12 protein-coding genes are annotated in these 15314 nt (G+C 66.8%); 3 read left to right on the forward strand and 9 right to left on the reverse strand.

All coding sequences use genetic code 11. The features are described from left to right. The first annotated feature begins 79 nt into the window (after positions 1 to 79). Positions 80 to 1267 (forward strand): Na+/H+ antiporter NhaA, encoded by a 1188-nt coding sequence (gene nhaA / locus FIU66_RS00165; RefSeq protein ID WP_167620808.1) that lies wholly within the window; start codon positions 80 to 82, stop codon positions 1265 to 1267. On the opposite strand, the gene FIU66_RS00170 is transcribed toward nhaA, so the two are convergent. The 5 genes from FIU66_RS00170 to FIU66_RS00190 form a co-directional block, all read right to left on the reverse strand. Continuing rightward, complete coding sequence (locus tag FIU66_RS00170) at positions 1268 to 3043, reverse strand: SLC13 family permease (protein WP_167620809.1); 1776 nt, start codon at positions 3041 to 3043, stop codon at positions 1268 to 1270. Between the two features lie 156 nt (positions 3044 to 3199). After that, positions 3200 to 4003, reverse strand: a complete 804-nt coding sequence (locus tag FIU66_RS00175) for an ABC transporter ATP-binding protein (protein ID WP_167620810.1) — start codon at positions 4001 to 4003, stop codon at positions 3200 to 3202. Then, positions 4000 to 5028 (reverse strand): iron chelate uptake ABC transporter family permease subunit, encoded by a 1029-nt coding sequence (locus tag FIU66_RS00180; RefSeq protein ID WP_167620811.1) that lies wholly within the window; start codon positions 5026 to 5028, stop codon positions 4000 to 4002. The genes FIU66_RS00175 and FIU66_RS00180 overlap by 4 nt, the downstream gene beginning before the upstream one ends. Further along, positions 5025 to 6047, reverse strand: a complete 1023-nt coding sequence (locus FIU66_RS00185; RefSeq protein ID WP_167620812.1) for an iron ABC transporter permease — start codon at positions 6045 to 6047, stop codon at positions 5025 to 5027. The genes FIU66_RS00180 and FIU66_RS00185 overlap by 4 nt, the downstream gene beginning before the upstream one ends. Further along, entirely contained in the window at positions 6044 to 7030 is a 987-nt protein-coding gene (locus FIU66_RS00190) for an iron-siderophore ABC transporter substrate-binding protein (RefSeq protein ID WP_167620813.1), read from the reverse strand. The genes FIU66_RS00185 and FIU66_RS00190 overlap by 4 nt, the downstream gene beginning before the upstream one ends. Positions 7031 to 7316: 286 nt before the next feature. Between FIU66_RS00190 and FIU66_RS00195 the strand changes: the two genes are divergently transcribed. After that, entirely contained in the window at positions 7317 to 9473 is a 2157-nt protein-coding gene (locus tag FIU66_RS00195) for a TonB-dependent siderophore receptor (protein ID WP_167620814.1), read from the forward strand. Positions 9474 to 9479: 6 nt separating this feature from the next. On the opposite strand, the gene FIU66_RS00200 is transcribed toward FIU66_RS00195, so the two are convergent. After that, a complete protein-coding gene (locus FIU66_RS00200; RefSeq protein WP_201281069.1) occupies positions 9480 to 10373 on the reverse strand; it encodes an AraC family transcriptional regulator in 894 nt (297 codons plus the stop codon). Between the two features lie 108 nt (positions 10374 to 10481). On the opposite strand from FIU66_RS00200, the gene FIU66_RS00205 reads away from it, so the two are divergent. Beyond that, positions 10482 to 11453: a siderophore-interacting protein gene (locus tag FIU66_RS00205; protein ID WP_167620815.1), complete on the forward strand. Its 972-nt coding sequence runs from the start codon at positions 10482 to 10484 to the stop codon at positions 11451 to 11453. Positions 11454 to 11537: 84 nt separating this feature from the next. Here the strand turns inward: FIU66_RS00205 and FIU66_RS00210 are convergent, their stop codons facing one another. The 3 genes from FIU66_RS00210 to glcF all read right to left on the reverse strand — a co-directional run bounded on the left by FIU66_RS00210 (position 11538) and on the right by glcF (position 15314). Further along, positions 11538 to 12026 carry a hypothetical protein gene (locus tag FIU66_RS00210; RefSeq protein ID WP_167620816.1) on the reverse strand — a complete coding sequence of 163 codons (489 nt, stop codon included), beginning with the start codon at positions 12024 to 12026 and terminating at the stop codon, positions 11538 to 11540. Positions 12027 to 12197: 171 nt separating this feature from the next. Further along, on the reverse strand, positions 12198 to 13898 hold the full coding sequence (locus FIU66_RS00215) for an ABC transporter ATP-binding protein (protein WP_167620817.1): 1701 nt from the start codon (positions 13896 to 13898) through the stop codon (positions 12198 to 12200). Between the two features lie 117 nt (positions 13899 to 14015). Then, complete coding sequence (glcF, locus tag FIU66_RS00220) at positions 14016 to 15314, reverse strand: glycolate oxidase subunit GlcF (RefSeq protein WP_167620818.1); 1299 nt, start codon at positions 15312 to 15314, stop codon at positions 14016 to 14018.

Raw genomic sequence — 15314 nt, forward strand, 5'->3', positions numbered from 1 at the left:
GGCGTGTCCTGCGTGCGCCCAGGGACGACCCCTGAATACGGAGACCGGTTGAACCGTTTCTGACAAGGGGGACCGTGCATTGGCAGGCCGCATTCAAAACACCATCCGCAGGTTCCTGGACAGCGAATCGTCGGGGGGCATCCTGTTGATGGGATCGGCCGTCCTGGCGCTGATCGTCGCCAATTCCCCCTGGTCCGAGGCCTATTTCCACGCGCTCCACGTCTATCTGGGGCCGCTGTCCCTGCAGCACTGGATCAACGACGCGCTGATGGCGCTGTTCTTCCTGATGGTCGGGCTTGAAATCAAGCGAGAGATGGTGGACGGCCACCTATCGTCCTGGCCGCGCCGGATCCTGCCCGGGGTCGCCGCGGCAGCGGGCATGGCGGTTCCCGCGCTTGTTTATCTGTTCTTCACGGCGGGCACGGGCGCCACGCATGGCTGGGCCATCCCGTCTGCCACCGACATCGCCTTCGCGCTTGGGGTGATCTCGCTTCTTGGGTCGCGGGTGCCGACCTCGCTCAAGGTGTTCCTGGCGGCCCTTGCGATCATCGACGACCTGGGCGCAGTCGTGGTGATCGGCCTGTTCTACACCAGCGGCCTGTCGCCCGCGGACCTGGCGATCGCCGCGCTGATCCTGATGGCCCTGGTGGGGCTGAACCAGTCGGGGGTGATGCGGCTGTGGCCCTATCTGCTGCTTGGCGCCGTCCTGTGGTTCTTCGTCTGGCGGTCCGGCATCCACGCCACCATCGCGGGCGTGCTGCTGGCGCTGACGATCCCGCTGAAGCGCACGCCCGCCACGCCCGAGGCGCGCCCGGCCGAAAGCCCGCTGCACCGGCTGGAACATGCGCTGATCGCGCCGGTGGCCTATCTGATCATCCCGGTATTCGGCTTTGCCAATGCAGGCGTCAGCTTTGCCGGCGTCGGAGCCGAGGCGCTGCTGGCGCCGGTCACGCTGGGCGTCGCGATGGGCCTGGCCCTTGGCAAGGTCGTGGGCATCTTCGGCGCGGTGGGCATGCTGGTGCGGCTTGATTGGGCGGATCTGCCTGCCGGCGCAAGCTGGATGCAGATGTTCGGGACCGCGCTTCTGTGCGGGATCGGCTTCACCATGAGCCTGTTCATCTCGATCCTGGCCTTCGACCAGGTGCTGCTGCAGGACGAGGCCAAGATCGGCATCCTGCTGGGTTCGCTGGTATCCGGCATCGCTGGCTATACCGTCCTGCGCATCGCCAAGCGCGAGGCGCCGCGCCGGACTCAGCACGCGCGCTGATCAGACGGGCCAGACGGCCAGGATCAGCGGCACCCCGGTCAGCACGACCAGGATCGACAAGGGCAGGCCAAGACGGGGATAGTCGCTGAAGCGGTATCCCCCCGGTCCCATCACCAGCGTGTTGCACTGGTGACCGATGGGCGTCAGGAAATCGCAGCCCGCGCCCACGGCCACGGCCATCAGGAAGGCTTCGGGGGCATAGCCCAACGTGCCGGCAAAGGTCACGGCGATGGGGGCCATGACCAACACCGTTGCCGCGTTGTTCAGGAAGGGCGTCACCGCCATGGCCGCCACCATGATCAGCGCCACCGCCCCCCAGACCGGCAGGCCGGTCGCGACATCGGACAGCCAGGCGCCGATCAGGTCGGTGCCGCCGGTGGTCTGCAAGGCCTCGCTGACGGGGATCAGCGACCCCAGCATGATCAGCAGCGGCCATTCCACCGCGTCATAGGCGCCTTCGGGGCTGATCGCGCCCGACAGGATCATCAGCACCGCCGCCCCGAAAAAGGCGATGGCCACGGGCAGGATGCCTGCGGCGGTCAGGCCCATGGCCGTCCCCAGGATCAGGATCGGCATCAGTTCCTTGCGGACGCTGCCGATGCGCAGGCTTCGTTCGGCCAGCGGCAACAGGCCCAAGCTGCGGATGCGTTCGGGCAGGATCTCGACCGGGCCCTGCAGCAGCAGCACGTCGCCGGCCTGCAGCCGGGTCTGGGACAGCCTCTCGGTCATGCGGTGGCCGGATCGGGACACGGCCAGAAGGCTGATGCCCTGTTCGTCGAACAGCCGGATGCTGCCCACGCTTTTCCCCACCAGGCTGGAGGTGACGGTTGTCACCGCCTCGATCACGCCGATCTTGCTGGCGGGCAGCTCCAGCCGGGACGCCGTGTCATGCCGCGTCATGGCCAGTCCGCCCTTGGCGACCGCGCGTTCCAGCCCGTCGGGCTCGCCCCGCAGCAGCAGGATGTCGCCTTCCTCGATCACGGTGTCGAACAAGACGACCTTGCGCCGTTCCCCGCCCCGGATCAGACCGGTCACGGTGATCTCTCCGTCCGCCATGCCGATCAGGGCGCCGATCGTGCGGCCGGCGGCGGCGGATCTTTCCGGCACCGTGGCCTCGGTGTTGTAGTCGCTGATCTTCACGGCCTCGCCCAGGGAGGCGGTGGCGCGGCGGTCCGACGGCAGCAGCCGCCATGCGAACATCAGGAAGGTGACGCCCACCGCCGACAGGCCCAGCCCTACCGGGGCAAAGTCGAACATGCGGAAGGGCTGGCCCGTCATTTCCTGCCTGACGCCCGAGACGATGATGTTGGGCGAGGTGCCGACAAGGGTGATCAGCCCGCCCAGAAGCGACCCGAAGGACATCGGCATCAGGTAAAGCGACGGCGACTGCCCCGACTTGCGTGCCATCTTCAGCGCGGCGGGCATCAGCATGGCAAGCGCGCCGATGTTCTTGACCAGCGAAGACAGCAGCGTGACCGTGCCGACCAGCACCAGAAGCTGCACCCCCATCGTGGTCAACTTGCGTACCAGCCACCGTAGCACCGCCTCGATGATGCCGGACCGTGACACGGCGGCGCTGACCACAAGGGCGCTGCCCACGATGATGACGATGTCGTCGGAAAAGCCCGCAAAGGCATGGTCGGGGGAAACGGTTCCCGCCAGCAGCGATGCCAGCAGGGCCAGCATGGCCACCACGTCGTATCGAAGCCTGCCCCAGATGAACAACACCATCATCACGCCGACGATGGCGAAGGCAAGCACCTGCTGTGCGGTCATGAAAAGCCTTTCCCCTTCCCCTTGCAGCGAAGGGAACCACCGCAAAACCGATCCCACCCCAGATTGGTTGCCAGACTTGGCGGGCACGGTGGAAAGATTTATCCCGCGCCTGCTTCCCCCGTGGCAGAGGTCCGCAGCACCGAAAGCGGCTCGCCCTTATTCCGCCGCCATCCGGTGCCGGCCGATGGGCAGCATCATCGGCCGGCCCGAGGTCGGGTCCGCGATGATCCGGCTATCGAGCCCGAAGACGGCGCGCACCATCTCCTCGGTCAGCACATGATCCGGCGTGCCCTGGGCGTAAAGGTTGCCACCCGCCATCGCAACCAGGTGATCGGCATAGCGCGCGGCCAGGTTCAGGTCGTGCAGCACCATCACGACTGTCGTGCCGCGTCGGTGGTTCAGGTCGGTCAGCAGGTCCAGGACCTCGATCTGGTGGCTGATGTCCAGGAAGGTGGTGGGCTCGTCCAGCAGCAAAAGGTCCGTCTGCTGGGCCAGGGCCATGGCGATCCAGACCCGCTGGCGCTGCCCGCCGGACAGTTCATCCACCGCGCGTTCGGCCAGCTCCTGCGTTCCTGTCGCATCAAGCGCCTGGGCCACGGCCTCGTCATCCGCTCGCGACCAGCGGGACAGGATGCCATGATGCGGATGGCGGCCCCGGCTGACCAGATCGGCCACGGTGATGCCTTCGGGGGCGATGGGGGACTGCGGCAAAAGGCCCATCACCTGCGCGACGCGACGCGGCGACATGCGGTGAATCGCCTTGCCATCCAGCAGGACACGGCCCGCGCGCGGCACCAGCAGCCGCGACATGGACCGCAGCAGCGTCGATTTACCGCAGGCGTTGGCGCCGACGATCGCGGTGATGCGGCCCGGCAGCACGGCCAGATCCAGACCCCGCAGGATCAGCCGGTCGCCATAGCCTGCGAAAAGGCCCTCGACGGTCAGGGAATGGCTGGTCACATCGAGTCTCCGGCGCGGTTCGCCCGCATGATCAGGTAAAGCAGATAAGGCGCGCCCAGGGCGCCGGTGACGACTCCGACGGGGAAGCGCGCGGGCAGCAGGAACTGGCCGATATAATCGCCACCCAGCACCAGAACCGCGCCAACCAAGCCGGCCGGGATCAGCACCGATCCATTGGGCCCCAGGATCCGCGCGGCAATGGGGCCGGACAGGAAGGCCACAAAGGCAACCGGCCCGGTCACAGCGGTAGCGACCGCGATCAGCCCCACGGCCGCGACCACCACCAGCACCCGCGTCAGGGGAACATTCGTGCCAAGCGCGGCGGCAGCATCGTCACCCAACCGAAGCGATTCAAGATCGCGGGCGCGGCTGACCAGCAGCCCGCCAAAGACGGCCAGCGACACCAGCAGCGGCAGGGCCTGGGACAGTTGCGCCCCGTTCACGCTGCCGGTCAGCCACCGCATCGCCTCGGCCAGGTCCCAGGACGGCGCACGGGACAGGACAAAGGCGACAATGCTGTCCAGCATGGCCGAGATCCCGATGCCTACCAGGATCAGCCGCGTCCCAGCCACGCCGCCCCGAAAGGACAGGGCATAGATGGCCAGGGCCACGCCCAGGCCCGCGATCACCGCAAGCACCGACACCATCGGGCCGTCCAGTCCCAGGACCACGATGGCCACAACCGCCGCAGCGCTGGCGCCCCGGCTTATGCCGATGATGTCGGGGCTGGCCAGGGGATTGCGCAGCATGATCTGGAAGGCCGCCCCGCCCAGCCCGAAGGACAGGCCCGCCAGGATCGCCAGCACGGCCCGGGGCAGGCGCAACTGCCCCACGGTGAACGACGCGCCGGCCACGTCCTGTCCCGCCAGGACGCGCAGGACATCGGCAGGTGGCACGAAAGATTGGCCAACCATCAGCGTCAGCGCGAACCCCGCCAGCAGCAGGGCCAGCCCGCCACAAAGAACGTGGCTGCGGCGCAGGGCGCGGCGCCTGCGGCCTGCGGCGATCAGGGCTGCGGTGCTCATAGCTCCTTCACCCACGCATGGCGCAAGATCCAGATGAAGAAGGGCGCGCCGATAAAGGCTGTGACGATGCCCACGTCCAGTTCCGAGGGGCGGGCCAGGATGCGGCCCAGGATGTCGGACCCGACCAGCAGCGCAGCGCCCGCAAACGCGGAAAAGGGCAGCAGCCAGCGGTGATCGACCCCGACCAGCAGCCGGCACAGATGCGGCACCACCAGCCCCACGAAGCCGATCGGTCCGCAGATCGCGGTGGTGGCACCGCAGAGCAGGATTGCCCCCAGCGAGGCTATGGCGCGCACGACCGCCACCCGCTCGCCCAGGCCCGCCGCCATGTCGTCCCCCAAAGCCAGCGAGTTCAGCTTGCGGGCCGAGCCGAGGCCGATGGCAAGGCCAAGGGCCAGGAAGGGCAGAACGTGGACCATGCGGGCAAAGGTCGCCCCGCCCACGCCGCCGATCTGCCAGGCCTGCAATCCGCCCGCGATGTCGCCCCGCGACAGCATCACCGCCACCACCAGCGACGAAAACGCGACCGATGTCGCCATGCCCGCAAGCGCCAGCTTCAGCGGGGTCGGTCCGCCCCGTCCCAATGATCCGACCGCATAAACAAAGACCGCAGTTCCCCCCGCGCCCAGGATCGCGACCCAGATGAAGGCCTGGGCCGAGGCGATGCCGAACCAGGCGACCGCCACCGCGATGGCCAGCGATGCCCCCAGGTTCACCCCCAGGATGCCCGGATCGGCCAGGGGATTGCGCGTCACGCCCTGCATGATCGCGCCCGCCATGCCCAGCGACGCCCCCGCCAGTGCCGCCAGCACCGTGCGCGGGATGCGCGCGGCCACGGCGGCCTGTTCGATCGTGTCGGCCTGGCCCCGCAGGGCCGCGGCGATGTCGTCCAGCCCGACCTCTCGCGTGCCGATCGCGACCGACAGCGCGGCCAGCAGGACCAGCACCGCCATCAGGACGCCCAGCCACAGGACGCGCGGCGCGGCGTGGCGCGGGGCAGGGGCGGCAGCGTCGATCATTCGGCCTTCCGCGCGGCCTCGGCCAGAAGGGCTGCGTAATCGTCAAGCACCCAGGGCAGCGACAGCGGCGTGGGATTGGCCGCGTTTCCCAGGGGATCGTTGCCCAGCAGGACGATGGCCTCGTTTGCGACGGCGGGCATATGGGCCATCAGGGGATCGGCCTTCATCGCCTGAAGCAGCAGGTCGCCGCCATAGGTCACGACAATGTCCACATCGTCAAAGGCGTCGATCCGCTCGGCGCTGACGGAACCGAAGAACTGTCCGGGCTGGGTCGCCTCGGTGACGCTGCGGGGCATGGACAGGCCCAGGTCGGCGAAGAACTTCACCCGCGTGTCATTGGCGCTGTAGAAATTGACGACCGACAGGTTCGTGCTGTCCAGATGGGTCACGAACATCGCCGTCTTGCCATGCAGCTGCGGATGCTTGGCGACGGTATCGGCGATCTGCGCCTCCATCCGGTCGATCAGCGCCTCGCCCTCGGCTGCCATGCCCATGCCCGCGCTGTTCATGCGGATCATCTGGCGCCATTCGGTGGTCCAGGCGCTGTCAGGATAGGCCACCACCGGCGCGATCTGGCTCAGCGTGTCGTAGTCCGCCTGCGTAAGCCCGGAATAGGCGGCAAGGATCACGTCGGGCTGCGAGGCCGCGACCGCCTCGAAGTCGATCCCGTCGCCTTCATCGAAAAGCGCCGGCGTCTCGGCGCCCAGTTCCTCAAGACGCTCGGCCACCCAGGGCAGGACGCCATCGCCGTCGTCATCGCCGTAGTTCGCTGCGGCCATGCCCACCGGCACCACGCCAAGCGCCAGAGGAACCTCGTGGTTGCCGGAATTGACGGTCGCCACCCGCTGCGGCCTTTCAGGGATCGTGGTCGTCCCGAAGGCATGGGGAATGGTGAGGGGAAAGGCAGCTTCCTGCGCCTGGACGGCACCCGCGGCCAAAATCCAGGCCAGCAAGGCGGCAAGCGCGCGAAGAGGACTTTGCATGGGATCTCCAGTCGCTGTCAGATGCGGATTGCGCAATGCGGGGCTGCCTCGTCAAGGTCGCGGGACCGGGCCGTGCGGCGTGGGCGGCTATTTCCCATAGCTTCTGACAAAAAAAGTAGGATTATACAATACAGGCGCGGGGCATCCGTCCTAGAGGCGCTTTGTCGCTGCCTGGCTGCTTATTGCCGTGACCAGGCCAGTCCATCCATCAGCAAGCCATCCGGCGCAACTTCATCCCGCGCGGGCGGCCAGCATCTTTGCCCTGTAACACTGTGGAACACGACCCATGGCCATCAACAAGACTGCCGGAACAGCCAGGCACCGCTATCTGACCGCCTTGCTTCTAGGCTGCACCGCTCTGGCTCCGGCCAACCTTCTGGCGCAAGAGGCAAGCCAGGACGTGACGGTTCTTGCACCGATCACCCTGGAGGGGGCGGGTGACAATGACGCGGACAGCGTCGTTGCCTATTCCACCACCGCGGGCAGCAAGCTGGTGACGCCGATTCTCGACACCCCTGCGTCGGTGTCGGTCGTGACATCCCGCGAGATCGAACAACGCGGCGCACGGACGGCCGAGGAGGTCCTGCGCTATACCACCGGCGTCGCGACGGACTTCTATGGCGGCGATGACCGGTTCGACTACTATAAGCTGCGAGGTTTCGACGCCTCGGTCTATCGTGACGGCCTGCCGCTGCAGAAGGCTTTCGGCGGGATCCGCGAGGATGCCTTCGCCTATGAGCGGGTCGAGATCGTCAAGGGCGGCAATTCCTCGGTCAACGGTCCCTCCGAACCGGGCGGCATCGTCAACTATGTCACGAAACTGCCCCGCGGCGAACGCTTCGGGCAAGCCTATGTGACAGGTGGATCCCACGGCCACGCCGAGGCGGGCCTGGACTTCGGCAACACGCTGACACCGGACGGGACCTTGTCCTATCGCCTGACGGCGCGGGTGCAGGATTCCGAAAAGGAACTGGACTACAGCCGCGACGACGCCACGCTGGTCATGGGCGGGCTGAGCTGGCGGCCAAGCGACCAGACAACGCTCAGTGTCGTGGTCGATCATCTGGAACGGAAGGGATCCACGGGATCGGGTTGGCCGCTGGGCACCGATTTTGGGCGCGATGTGTTCTTCGGGGAACCAGATTTCGATTCGGTGACGAACGAACGCAACGCCGTCACCGCCATCCTGGACCACGACTTCGGCGGGGGCCTGAAGGTCAATGCCAAGGCACGCTACCAGGATGAGGATCGCGGCTTTGGCTATGCCTATGTGGCGGGCCTTGCCGGACCTACTGTCGCACGCCGCGAGTTGTTCGCAAGCGAAGGATCGGGCGAGGAAATTGATGCCGACGCCAATCTCCAATACGACACCCAACTGGGCTGGGCCGGAAGCCGCACTGTAGTCGGCCTAAGCTACCAACGGACCAAATCCGACAACGTGACACGATATGCGAACAACGTGGCCTACGACTTCGATGGCGACGGAGTGGGAGAAACGGTTCTTTATCCTTATCCTGCGGACCTGAACTACGACTGGGAATATCCGCGCTATATCGGCGACATCGACCTGTCGCTGATCCCGGTCATCACGGACCAGGCAACAAGCTCGACCGTCAAGAGCCTTTACCTTCAGGAAGAATTGACCTTCTCGGACCGGTTCATCGCAAATGTCGGGCTGCGTCACGACTGGATCGACGGGCAGCAGACCAACCGGCTGGCGGGATCGGACACCAGAGGCGATTTCAGCAAGACCACGACCAGCCTTGGCCTGACCTGGAAGATCACCCCGGACCTTTCCACCTATGCCAGCTATGCCGAATCGGTCCTGCCGGCCGCCCTGACGGTCGAGCCGGAAGAAGGCGAGCAGTTCGAGGTGGGGATGAAGTATCGTCCGGCAGGCATGAATGCCCTGTTCACGGCCGCCGTCTATGACCTGCGCAAGACGAACATCACTCGTACCGATTCCAGCACCAGCCCCCCGATTCCGCGGACCATCGGTGAAATCCGCGCCCGCGGGCTAGAGCTTGAAGCACGCGCCGAACTGACAGACGAGCTTGAGGTGATCGCGGCCTATTCCTATACGGATACCGAAATCACGGACCGTCTGTCACCCAACCAGGGCAACAGCCTGGGCAACGTTCCCAAACACTTGGCTTCGGTGTGGCTAGACTACACGCTGGCTGGCGAGGGCGCGCGTGGAGACATGACCTTCGGGATCGGGGCCCGCTACAAGGGCACCGCCTTCGGTGGCGACGACAATCTTGTGAAAAGCGAAGCCGCCGTCCTGGTCGATGCTGCCTACAGCTATGACGTGACAAGCGACACCACACTGGCCGTCAACGTGACGAACCTGCTGGATGAAAAGCACCGCGAGGCTGCCGGCGGGTCGATCACCTACAACCCCGGCCGCGAGGTCGCGGTCACCCTGCGCCGCACCTGGTAGTCCATGTCATCCTGCCATCTGCATCCGCCGCCATGCGGCGGGTGTCTCGCCCGCGATCTGGCGGAAGGCGCGGGTCAGGTGCGCCTGGTCGGAAAAGCCAAGCTGTGCCGCGACCTCGGCCACGGTCAGGTCGCTTTCCAGAAGCAGGCGCTTGGCCTGGACGATCCTTTGCGCAAGCTGCCATTGCAGGGGCGTCTGGCCGGTGGTCTGCTTGAAGACGGCGGCGAACCAGCTTTCGGAAAGGCCCACCGTGGCAGCCATCTCGGCCACGGTCATGCGCCGGTCCTGCCGCGCCGTCAGCGCGCCGGTCAGCCGGCGCATCTGCGCCGGCGTCAGCCCGCCCGAGACAGGGTCGCCACCTTCCACCGGCAGGTCAAGCAGGGCCGTGGCAATGCTGCCCACCAGGCTTTCCGCAAAGACGGGGTGATGGCGGGGTTGGGAAACCTCGGCTACCAGCAGATCGGCCAGGGCGGAAAGGGGGGCGGCATCCCCGGTCTCGACCGGACGGTTCAGGACGGACAGCGCCTCGGACGTTCCCAAGGACGGGGACAGCAGCCGCAGAAGCCGGTCGCGGTGAAGGTGCAGATCCAGGTGAGAGAAATGGTGCGCCCCGGCGAAGCTGGACCACAGCGGGACGCCCGGCGGGACGTACAGCGCCCGCATCATCGGCCGGGCGTGACCGGGTATTCCATCCTCGCGGTTGGAAACGCGGATATGGGACGACACGTCGTTGAAGAAGAACACGATGCGCGGGTCGGGCGACAGGTAATAGCCGCGGGCGCCGGCTTCGCCACGCGCCTGCCAGAATACCCCGACCATCCCGTCCAGGCTGCGCCAGCGGACCGGCAGCGTCGCATGGATCCCTTCGGTCCGGCAGGTCATCCTGTGAAGAAAGCTCATCCCGCGCCTTTCATCTTCCCCGGAAATCCGGCCGGGGCAGCCGTGTTTCATATTGTTGACTGAATGTCTTTACTATATCCACATCACGATCAGGGAAAGGCCTGCGTCATGTCGCATCTGCGTACCCATCGGAACTTTGGCATCATCCCCCGGGCCTCGGGCGCGGCGGCTGCTGCGCTGAAGGCGCGGGCCGTGGCCTGGGACGTGCCCTTGGAAGAAACCGCCGATGCGCTGAGCCTGTTCGTCTGGGGGTGCGAGCTGCGGCTGATCCCGGGGGACGATGACGTGCGCGTCGAATTGTCTGCGCCCGAATCGCGGCTGATCGGCAGCCTACAGGACAGCGCCACCGAACTGTTCGCGGAAGCCGGGCTGGACGTTCAATGGGACCGGGTGGATGCCGGCGCCCTTGCGCCGGGGCTGTCCTTGATGCGGGTGGCATCGGTCAGGCAGCGCAGCCCGGGCTTTATCCGGGTTCGATTGGCCGGTCCCGATGCCGCGCGTTTCGGCACGGGCAGCCTTCATTTCCGCCTTTTGCTGCCGCCTGCGGGACGGGCAGCCCTTTGGCCGCGCATTGGCGCCTCGGGGCGCACGGAATGGCCGACGGGCGCGGATGCCTTGCACCGGCCGGTCTATACCGTGGCGGAACAGGCCGCCGACTGGCTGGATTTCGACATCTTCCGCCACGCGGGCAGCCCGACCTGCGACTGGGCCTTGTCCGGTCCCGAAGGGGCCGAGGTGGGCATCATCGGTCCTGGGGGCGGCTGGTGCCCGGATGCCGACCGGCTGCACCTGTTTGGCGACGAAACCGCGCTTCCTGCCATCGCGCGGATGCTAGACCTGGCGCGGGGTCAGGTTTCAGCCCATGTCCGGGCCGATCTGCGCGACCTTGGTCCCCTGGCCGCCGATCCGCGGGTGACGCCTTGCGGCGATCTGCTGGCTGCCCTGGCCGAGGCCCGGTTGGAGCAAGGCAGCCATGTCTGGTTCGCGGGCGAGGCAGGCCAGGCCCGGCTTGCCCGGCAGCACCTGATCGCCCGCGGCATCGACCGCAAGGACTTCATGGCCGCCGCCTATTGGGGCTGATGCCGCCTTGCCTGCCCCGGCCGTTAAAAAAGGCCGGGATGCGAAGTGCAACCCGGCCTTTGGCTTGTCTGGCGGATCGGGTGTTCAGGCCGTGTTGCGCCGCCGCAGGAAGAGGGCGGACCCGATCGAGGCCGCCAGAAGCGGCAGGGTTCCCGGCAGGGGAACGGGCGCAGGATCATCGACCCGGTTCAGGCTGAGCGTGGCGTCGCCGCCAAGCGCGATGATCCCGGCGGCGAAGTCGACCCCGGCATCCAGAAAGCCAAGGTTGATGGACAGCCCGTCGAAGGCGACGAAGGTCATGCCCATCGTCACGCTGTCGAAGAACTCGTCGATGCCACCGTCGAACTCGGCAAAGGCATAGGCGGCCGTTCCCAGGAAATCCGGGGCGATCGGCCAGCGTCCCTCACCCGAAAAGTCGAGCGTGTAGTTCCCCGCAGTCTCGATCTCGTAAAGGAACCCCCGTGCCTGCAGCCAGGACGCGTCCACCGACGCGACTGTCGCCGCCTCGACAGCCGGTGCCACGCCAAGGGTCGTGAGGAAAAGGAATGCGGCAGCCTTCAAGGATGTATTCATGAACCACTCCATACCACTTGAACAAGAAAACCATGACTAGGTGATCGAAAGGCACCTGCGCACGCGAAGGGAAATATGCCCTATCATTAACGAAAGATTAACACTTTTCTGCGGACCGGATGAAATTCGTCGTCCCCTGCCGCTATTTGCCGCAAACGGGTGCCCGTTCCTTCAGGCCGCCAGGCCCGCATAGATCCCGCCTTTTGCAATCAGGTCCGCATGGCTGCCGATTTCCGCAATCCTGCCCGCCTGCATGACCACGATGCGATGGGCGTTGCGGATCGTGCCCAGGCGGTGGGCGATGACCAGCGTGGTGCGGCCCACGGCAAGCGCGTCCAGGGCCTGCTGGATTTCCCGTTCGGTCTGGCTGTCCAAGGCACTTGTCGCCTCGTCCAGGATCAGGATCGGCGGGTTCTTCAGGAAGGCGCGGGCGATGGCCACGCGCTGCTTCTGCCCGCCCGACAGCATCACGCCGCGTTCGCCCACGACCGTATCCAGCCCGTCGGGCAGCCCTTCGATCATCTGGGTCAGCTGCGCGCGCGCGGCGGCCTGCCGGATCTCGTCGTCGGTCGCGCCAAGGCGGCCATAGCCGATGTTTTCGCGCAGGGTGCCGCCGAACAGGAACACGTCCTGGCTGACCAGCCCGATCTGGCGGCGCAGGCTGTTCAGCCGCAGGGCGGGCAGGGGCAGCCCGTCCACCGTGATCCGGCCGGCGGTCGGCTCGTAGAACCGCGGCAGCAGCGCCAGCAGTGTCGTCTTGCCCGCGCCAGAGGGGCCGACGAAGGCCACGGTTTCCCCCGCCTTCACGGTCAGGTCGATCCCGTCCAGGATGGGGCGGCCCGCGTCATAGGAAAAGCCCACATTCTCGAAGCGGATGTCGCCGCGCAGGGCGGGGGCCTCGACGGCGTCGGGAGCGTCAGAGATCTCGGGCTCGGTTGCCAGCAGTTCCTGGTAACGGCGGAAGCCCGCGATGCCGCGCGGATAGGTCTCGATCACGGCGGCGATCTTTTCCAGCGGGCGATAGAAGACGCCGACCAGCAACAGGAAGCCCACGAAGCCGCCGGTGGTCAGGTCGCCCGACAGCACGAAGCCCGCGCCCACCACCATGACGACCACCTGCACCAGGCGCAGGCCCATGTATTGCAGCGCGTTCGACGCCGCCATCACGCGATAGGCGTCCAGCTTGGCCTGGCGGTAGCGGGCGTTGTCGGCGGCGAACAGGTGGTTCTCATGCGCCTCGTTGCCGAAGGCCTGCACAACGCGGACGCCGCCCAGGGTTTCCTCGAGCCGGACATTGAAATCGCCCACGCGGGAATAAATGGCGCGCCAGGTCTGGGTCATGCGTCCGCCATAGACGATCACGATGGCCAGCATCGCCGGCACGATCAGCGCCACGATCACGGCAAGCTGCGGGTTGACCCAGAACATCAGCGCGAAGGCGCCCACGAAGGTCATGATGGCGATGAAGGCGTCCTCGGGGCCGTGATGGGCGACCTCTCCGATTTCTTCCAGGTCGCGGGTCACGCGGGCGACCAGCTTGCCGGTGCGCGCCCGGTCGTACCACCGCCAGGACAGCCGCGTCAGGTGGTCGAAGGCACGGGCGCGCATTTCGGTCTCGATGTTGATGCCCAGCTTGTGGCCCCAATAGATCACCACCGTCAGCAGGCCCGCATTGACGGCATAAAGCACCAGAAGGCCCGCGGCGGCGGCAACGGTCAGCGTCCAGTCACCCTGCGGCAGCAGGTGGTCGATGAAAGCCGTGACGGCCAGCGGGAAGGCCAGTTCCAGCAGGCCCGACAGCACCGCGCAGCCGAAATCCAGCCAGAACAGCCCCATGAAGGGACGGTAATAGGAAAAGAACTGGCGCAGCATCGGGTGATTCCTTCAGGCGGGTCTTGCCCGGACGCGGCGGCGGCTTGTCATGCCCGGCGTCGGGGCGCGGCGATCCGCCTCTTGCCACAATGGTCGGCCAAGCGCCAGAACCCGGCCCTAGGCAAGGGCCTCGGACAGCGCCCGCGGCCTGGGCCCGCCGGTGGCCCAGTCCAGCAGTTCGGCGGTGTGGACGACCGGAACGCCCGTGCCGGACCCGATCTGCATCATGCAGCCGATATTGCCGGCGCTGATGACCTGGGGACGGATAGCCTCCAGTGTGGAGACCTTGCGGGCCTTCAACTCGGCGCTGATGGCGGGCTGCATCAGGTTATAGGTTCCGGCCGATCCGCAGCAGATATGGCTGTCCTTCGGCTCCAGCACGGTGAAGCCGGCATCGGCCAGCAGTTCCTTGGGCGTGGCCTTGATCTGCTGCCCGTGCTGCAGCGAACAGGCGGCGTGATAGCCGACGCGCAGGGGGGCGGCGTGGGTTGCGTCCTGCAGGCCCAGGTCGGCCATGACCTCGGTGATGTCCTTTGCCAAGGCCGCGACGCGCGCCGCGTCGGCTTCCAGCGGATCGCCCGCGAACATGTGGCCATAGTCCTTGACCGTGGTCCCGCAGCCCGAGGTGTTGATGACCACCGCGTCCAGGCCGCCGCCGTTCACCTCGGCCATGACCGCGCGGATGTTGGCCGCGGCCATGGCATGGCTTTCGTCGGTGCGGCCCATGTGATGGGTCAGCGCGCCGCAGCAGCCGAGGTCCTTGGGGATCACCACCTCGCAGCCGTGGCGGCGCAGCAGGCGGATGGTGGCGTCGTTGATGTCGGTGTTCAGCGCCCGCTGCGCGCAGCCCACCAGCAGCGCCACCCGCCTGCGGCGGGCGCCTTGGGCCGCGAAGACCTGGGGGCGGTCGTTCAGGCTGGGCGGCGGGATGTCGCGGGGGGCCATGTCCAGCATCGCGCGCAGCCGGGGGTCGGGCAGCAGGCGGCGGAAGGGACGGCCCAGTTTCGCGCCGCGCAGCGCCAGCCGGAAGCGTCCGGGATAGGGCAGGATCTTCGCCAGCATCCAGCGCAGCAGCCGGTCGGGCAGGGGGCGGCGATAGTTCGCCTCGATATATTCCCGCGCGTGATCGACCAGGTGCATGTAATGCACGCCCGACGGACAGGTCGTCATGCAGGACAGGCAGGACAGGCAGCGGTCGATATGCTGGACGGTCTTCGCATCGGGCACGCGGCTGTTTTCCAGCATGTCCTTGATGAGGTAGATGCGCCCGCGCGGGCTGTCCAACTCGTCCCCCAGCACCTTGTAGGTAGGACAGGTCGCCGTGCAGAAGCCGCAATGGACGCAGGTGCGCAGGATCTCGTTCGACCGCGCGGTCAGGGGATCGGCCAGTTGCTGGGCGGTGAAGGTGGTCTGCAT

This window comes from Paracoccus sp. AK26, assembly GCF_011801365.1.
Classification (GTDB): Bacteria; Pseudomonadota; Alphaproteobacteria; order Rhodobacterales; family Rhodobacteraceae; genus Paracoccus; species Paracoccus aerius.

Coding starts and splice junctions, on each gene's coding strand:
- FIU66_RS00210 (WP_167620816.1), bottom strand. CDS start 12,026: ATGAATACATCCTTGAAGGCTGCCGCATTCCTTTTCCTCACGACCCTT.
- FIU66_RS00180 (WP_167620811.1), bottom strand. CDS start 5,028: ATGAGCACCGCAGCCCTGATCGCCGCAGGCCGCAGGCGCCGCGCCCTG.
- FIU66_RS00185 (WP_167620812.1), bottom strand. CDS start 6,047: ATGATCGACGCTGCCGCCCCTGCCCCGCGCCACGCCGCGCCGCGCGTC.
- FIU66_RS00205 (WP_167620815.1), top strand. CDS start 10,482: ATGTCGCATCTGCGTACCCATCGGAACTTTGGCATCATCCCCCGGGCC.
- FIU66_RS00195 (WP_167620814.1), top strand. CDS start 7,317: ATGGCCATCAACAAGACTGCCGGAACAGCCAGGCACCGCTATCTGACC.
- FIU66_RS00215 (WP_167620817.1), bottom strand. CDS start 13,898: ATGCTGCGCCAGTTCTTTTCCTATTACCGTCCCTTCATGGGGCTGTTC.
- glcF (WP_167620818.1), bottom strand. CDS start 15,314: ATGCAGACCACCTTCACCGCCCAGCAACTGGCCGATCCCCTGACCGCG.
- FIU66_RS00170 (WP_167620809.1), bottom strand. CDS start 3,043: ATGACCGCACAGCAGGTGCTTGCCTTCGCCATCGTCGGCGTGATGATG.
- FIU66_RS00200 (WP_201281069.1), bottom strand. CDS start 10,373: ATGAGCTTTCTTCACAGGATGACCTGCCGGACCGAAGGGATCCATGCG.
- FIU66_RS00190 (WP_167620813.1), bottom strand. CDS start 7,030: ATGCAAAGTCCTCTTCGCGCGCTTGCCGCCTTGCTGGCCTGGATTTTG.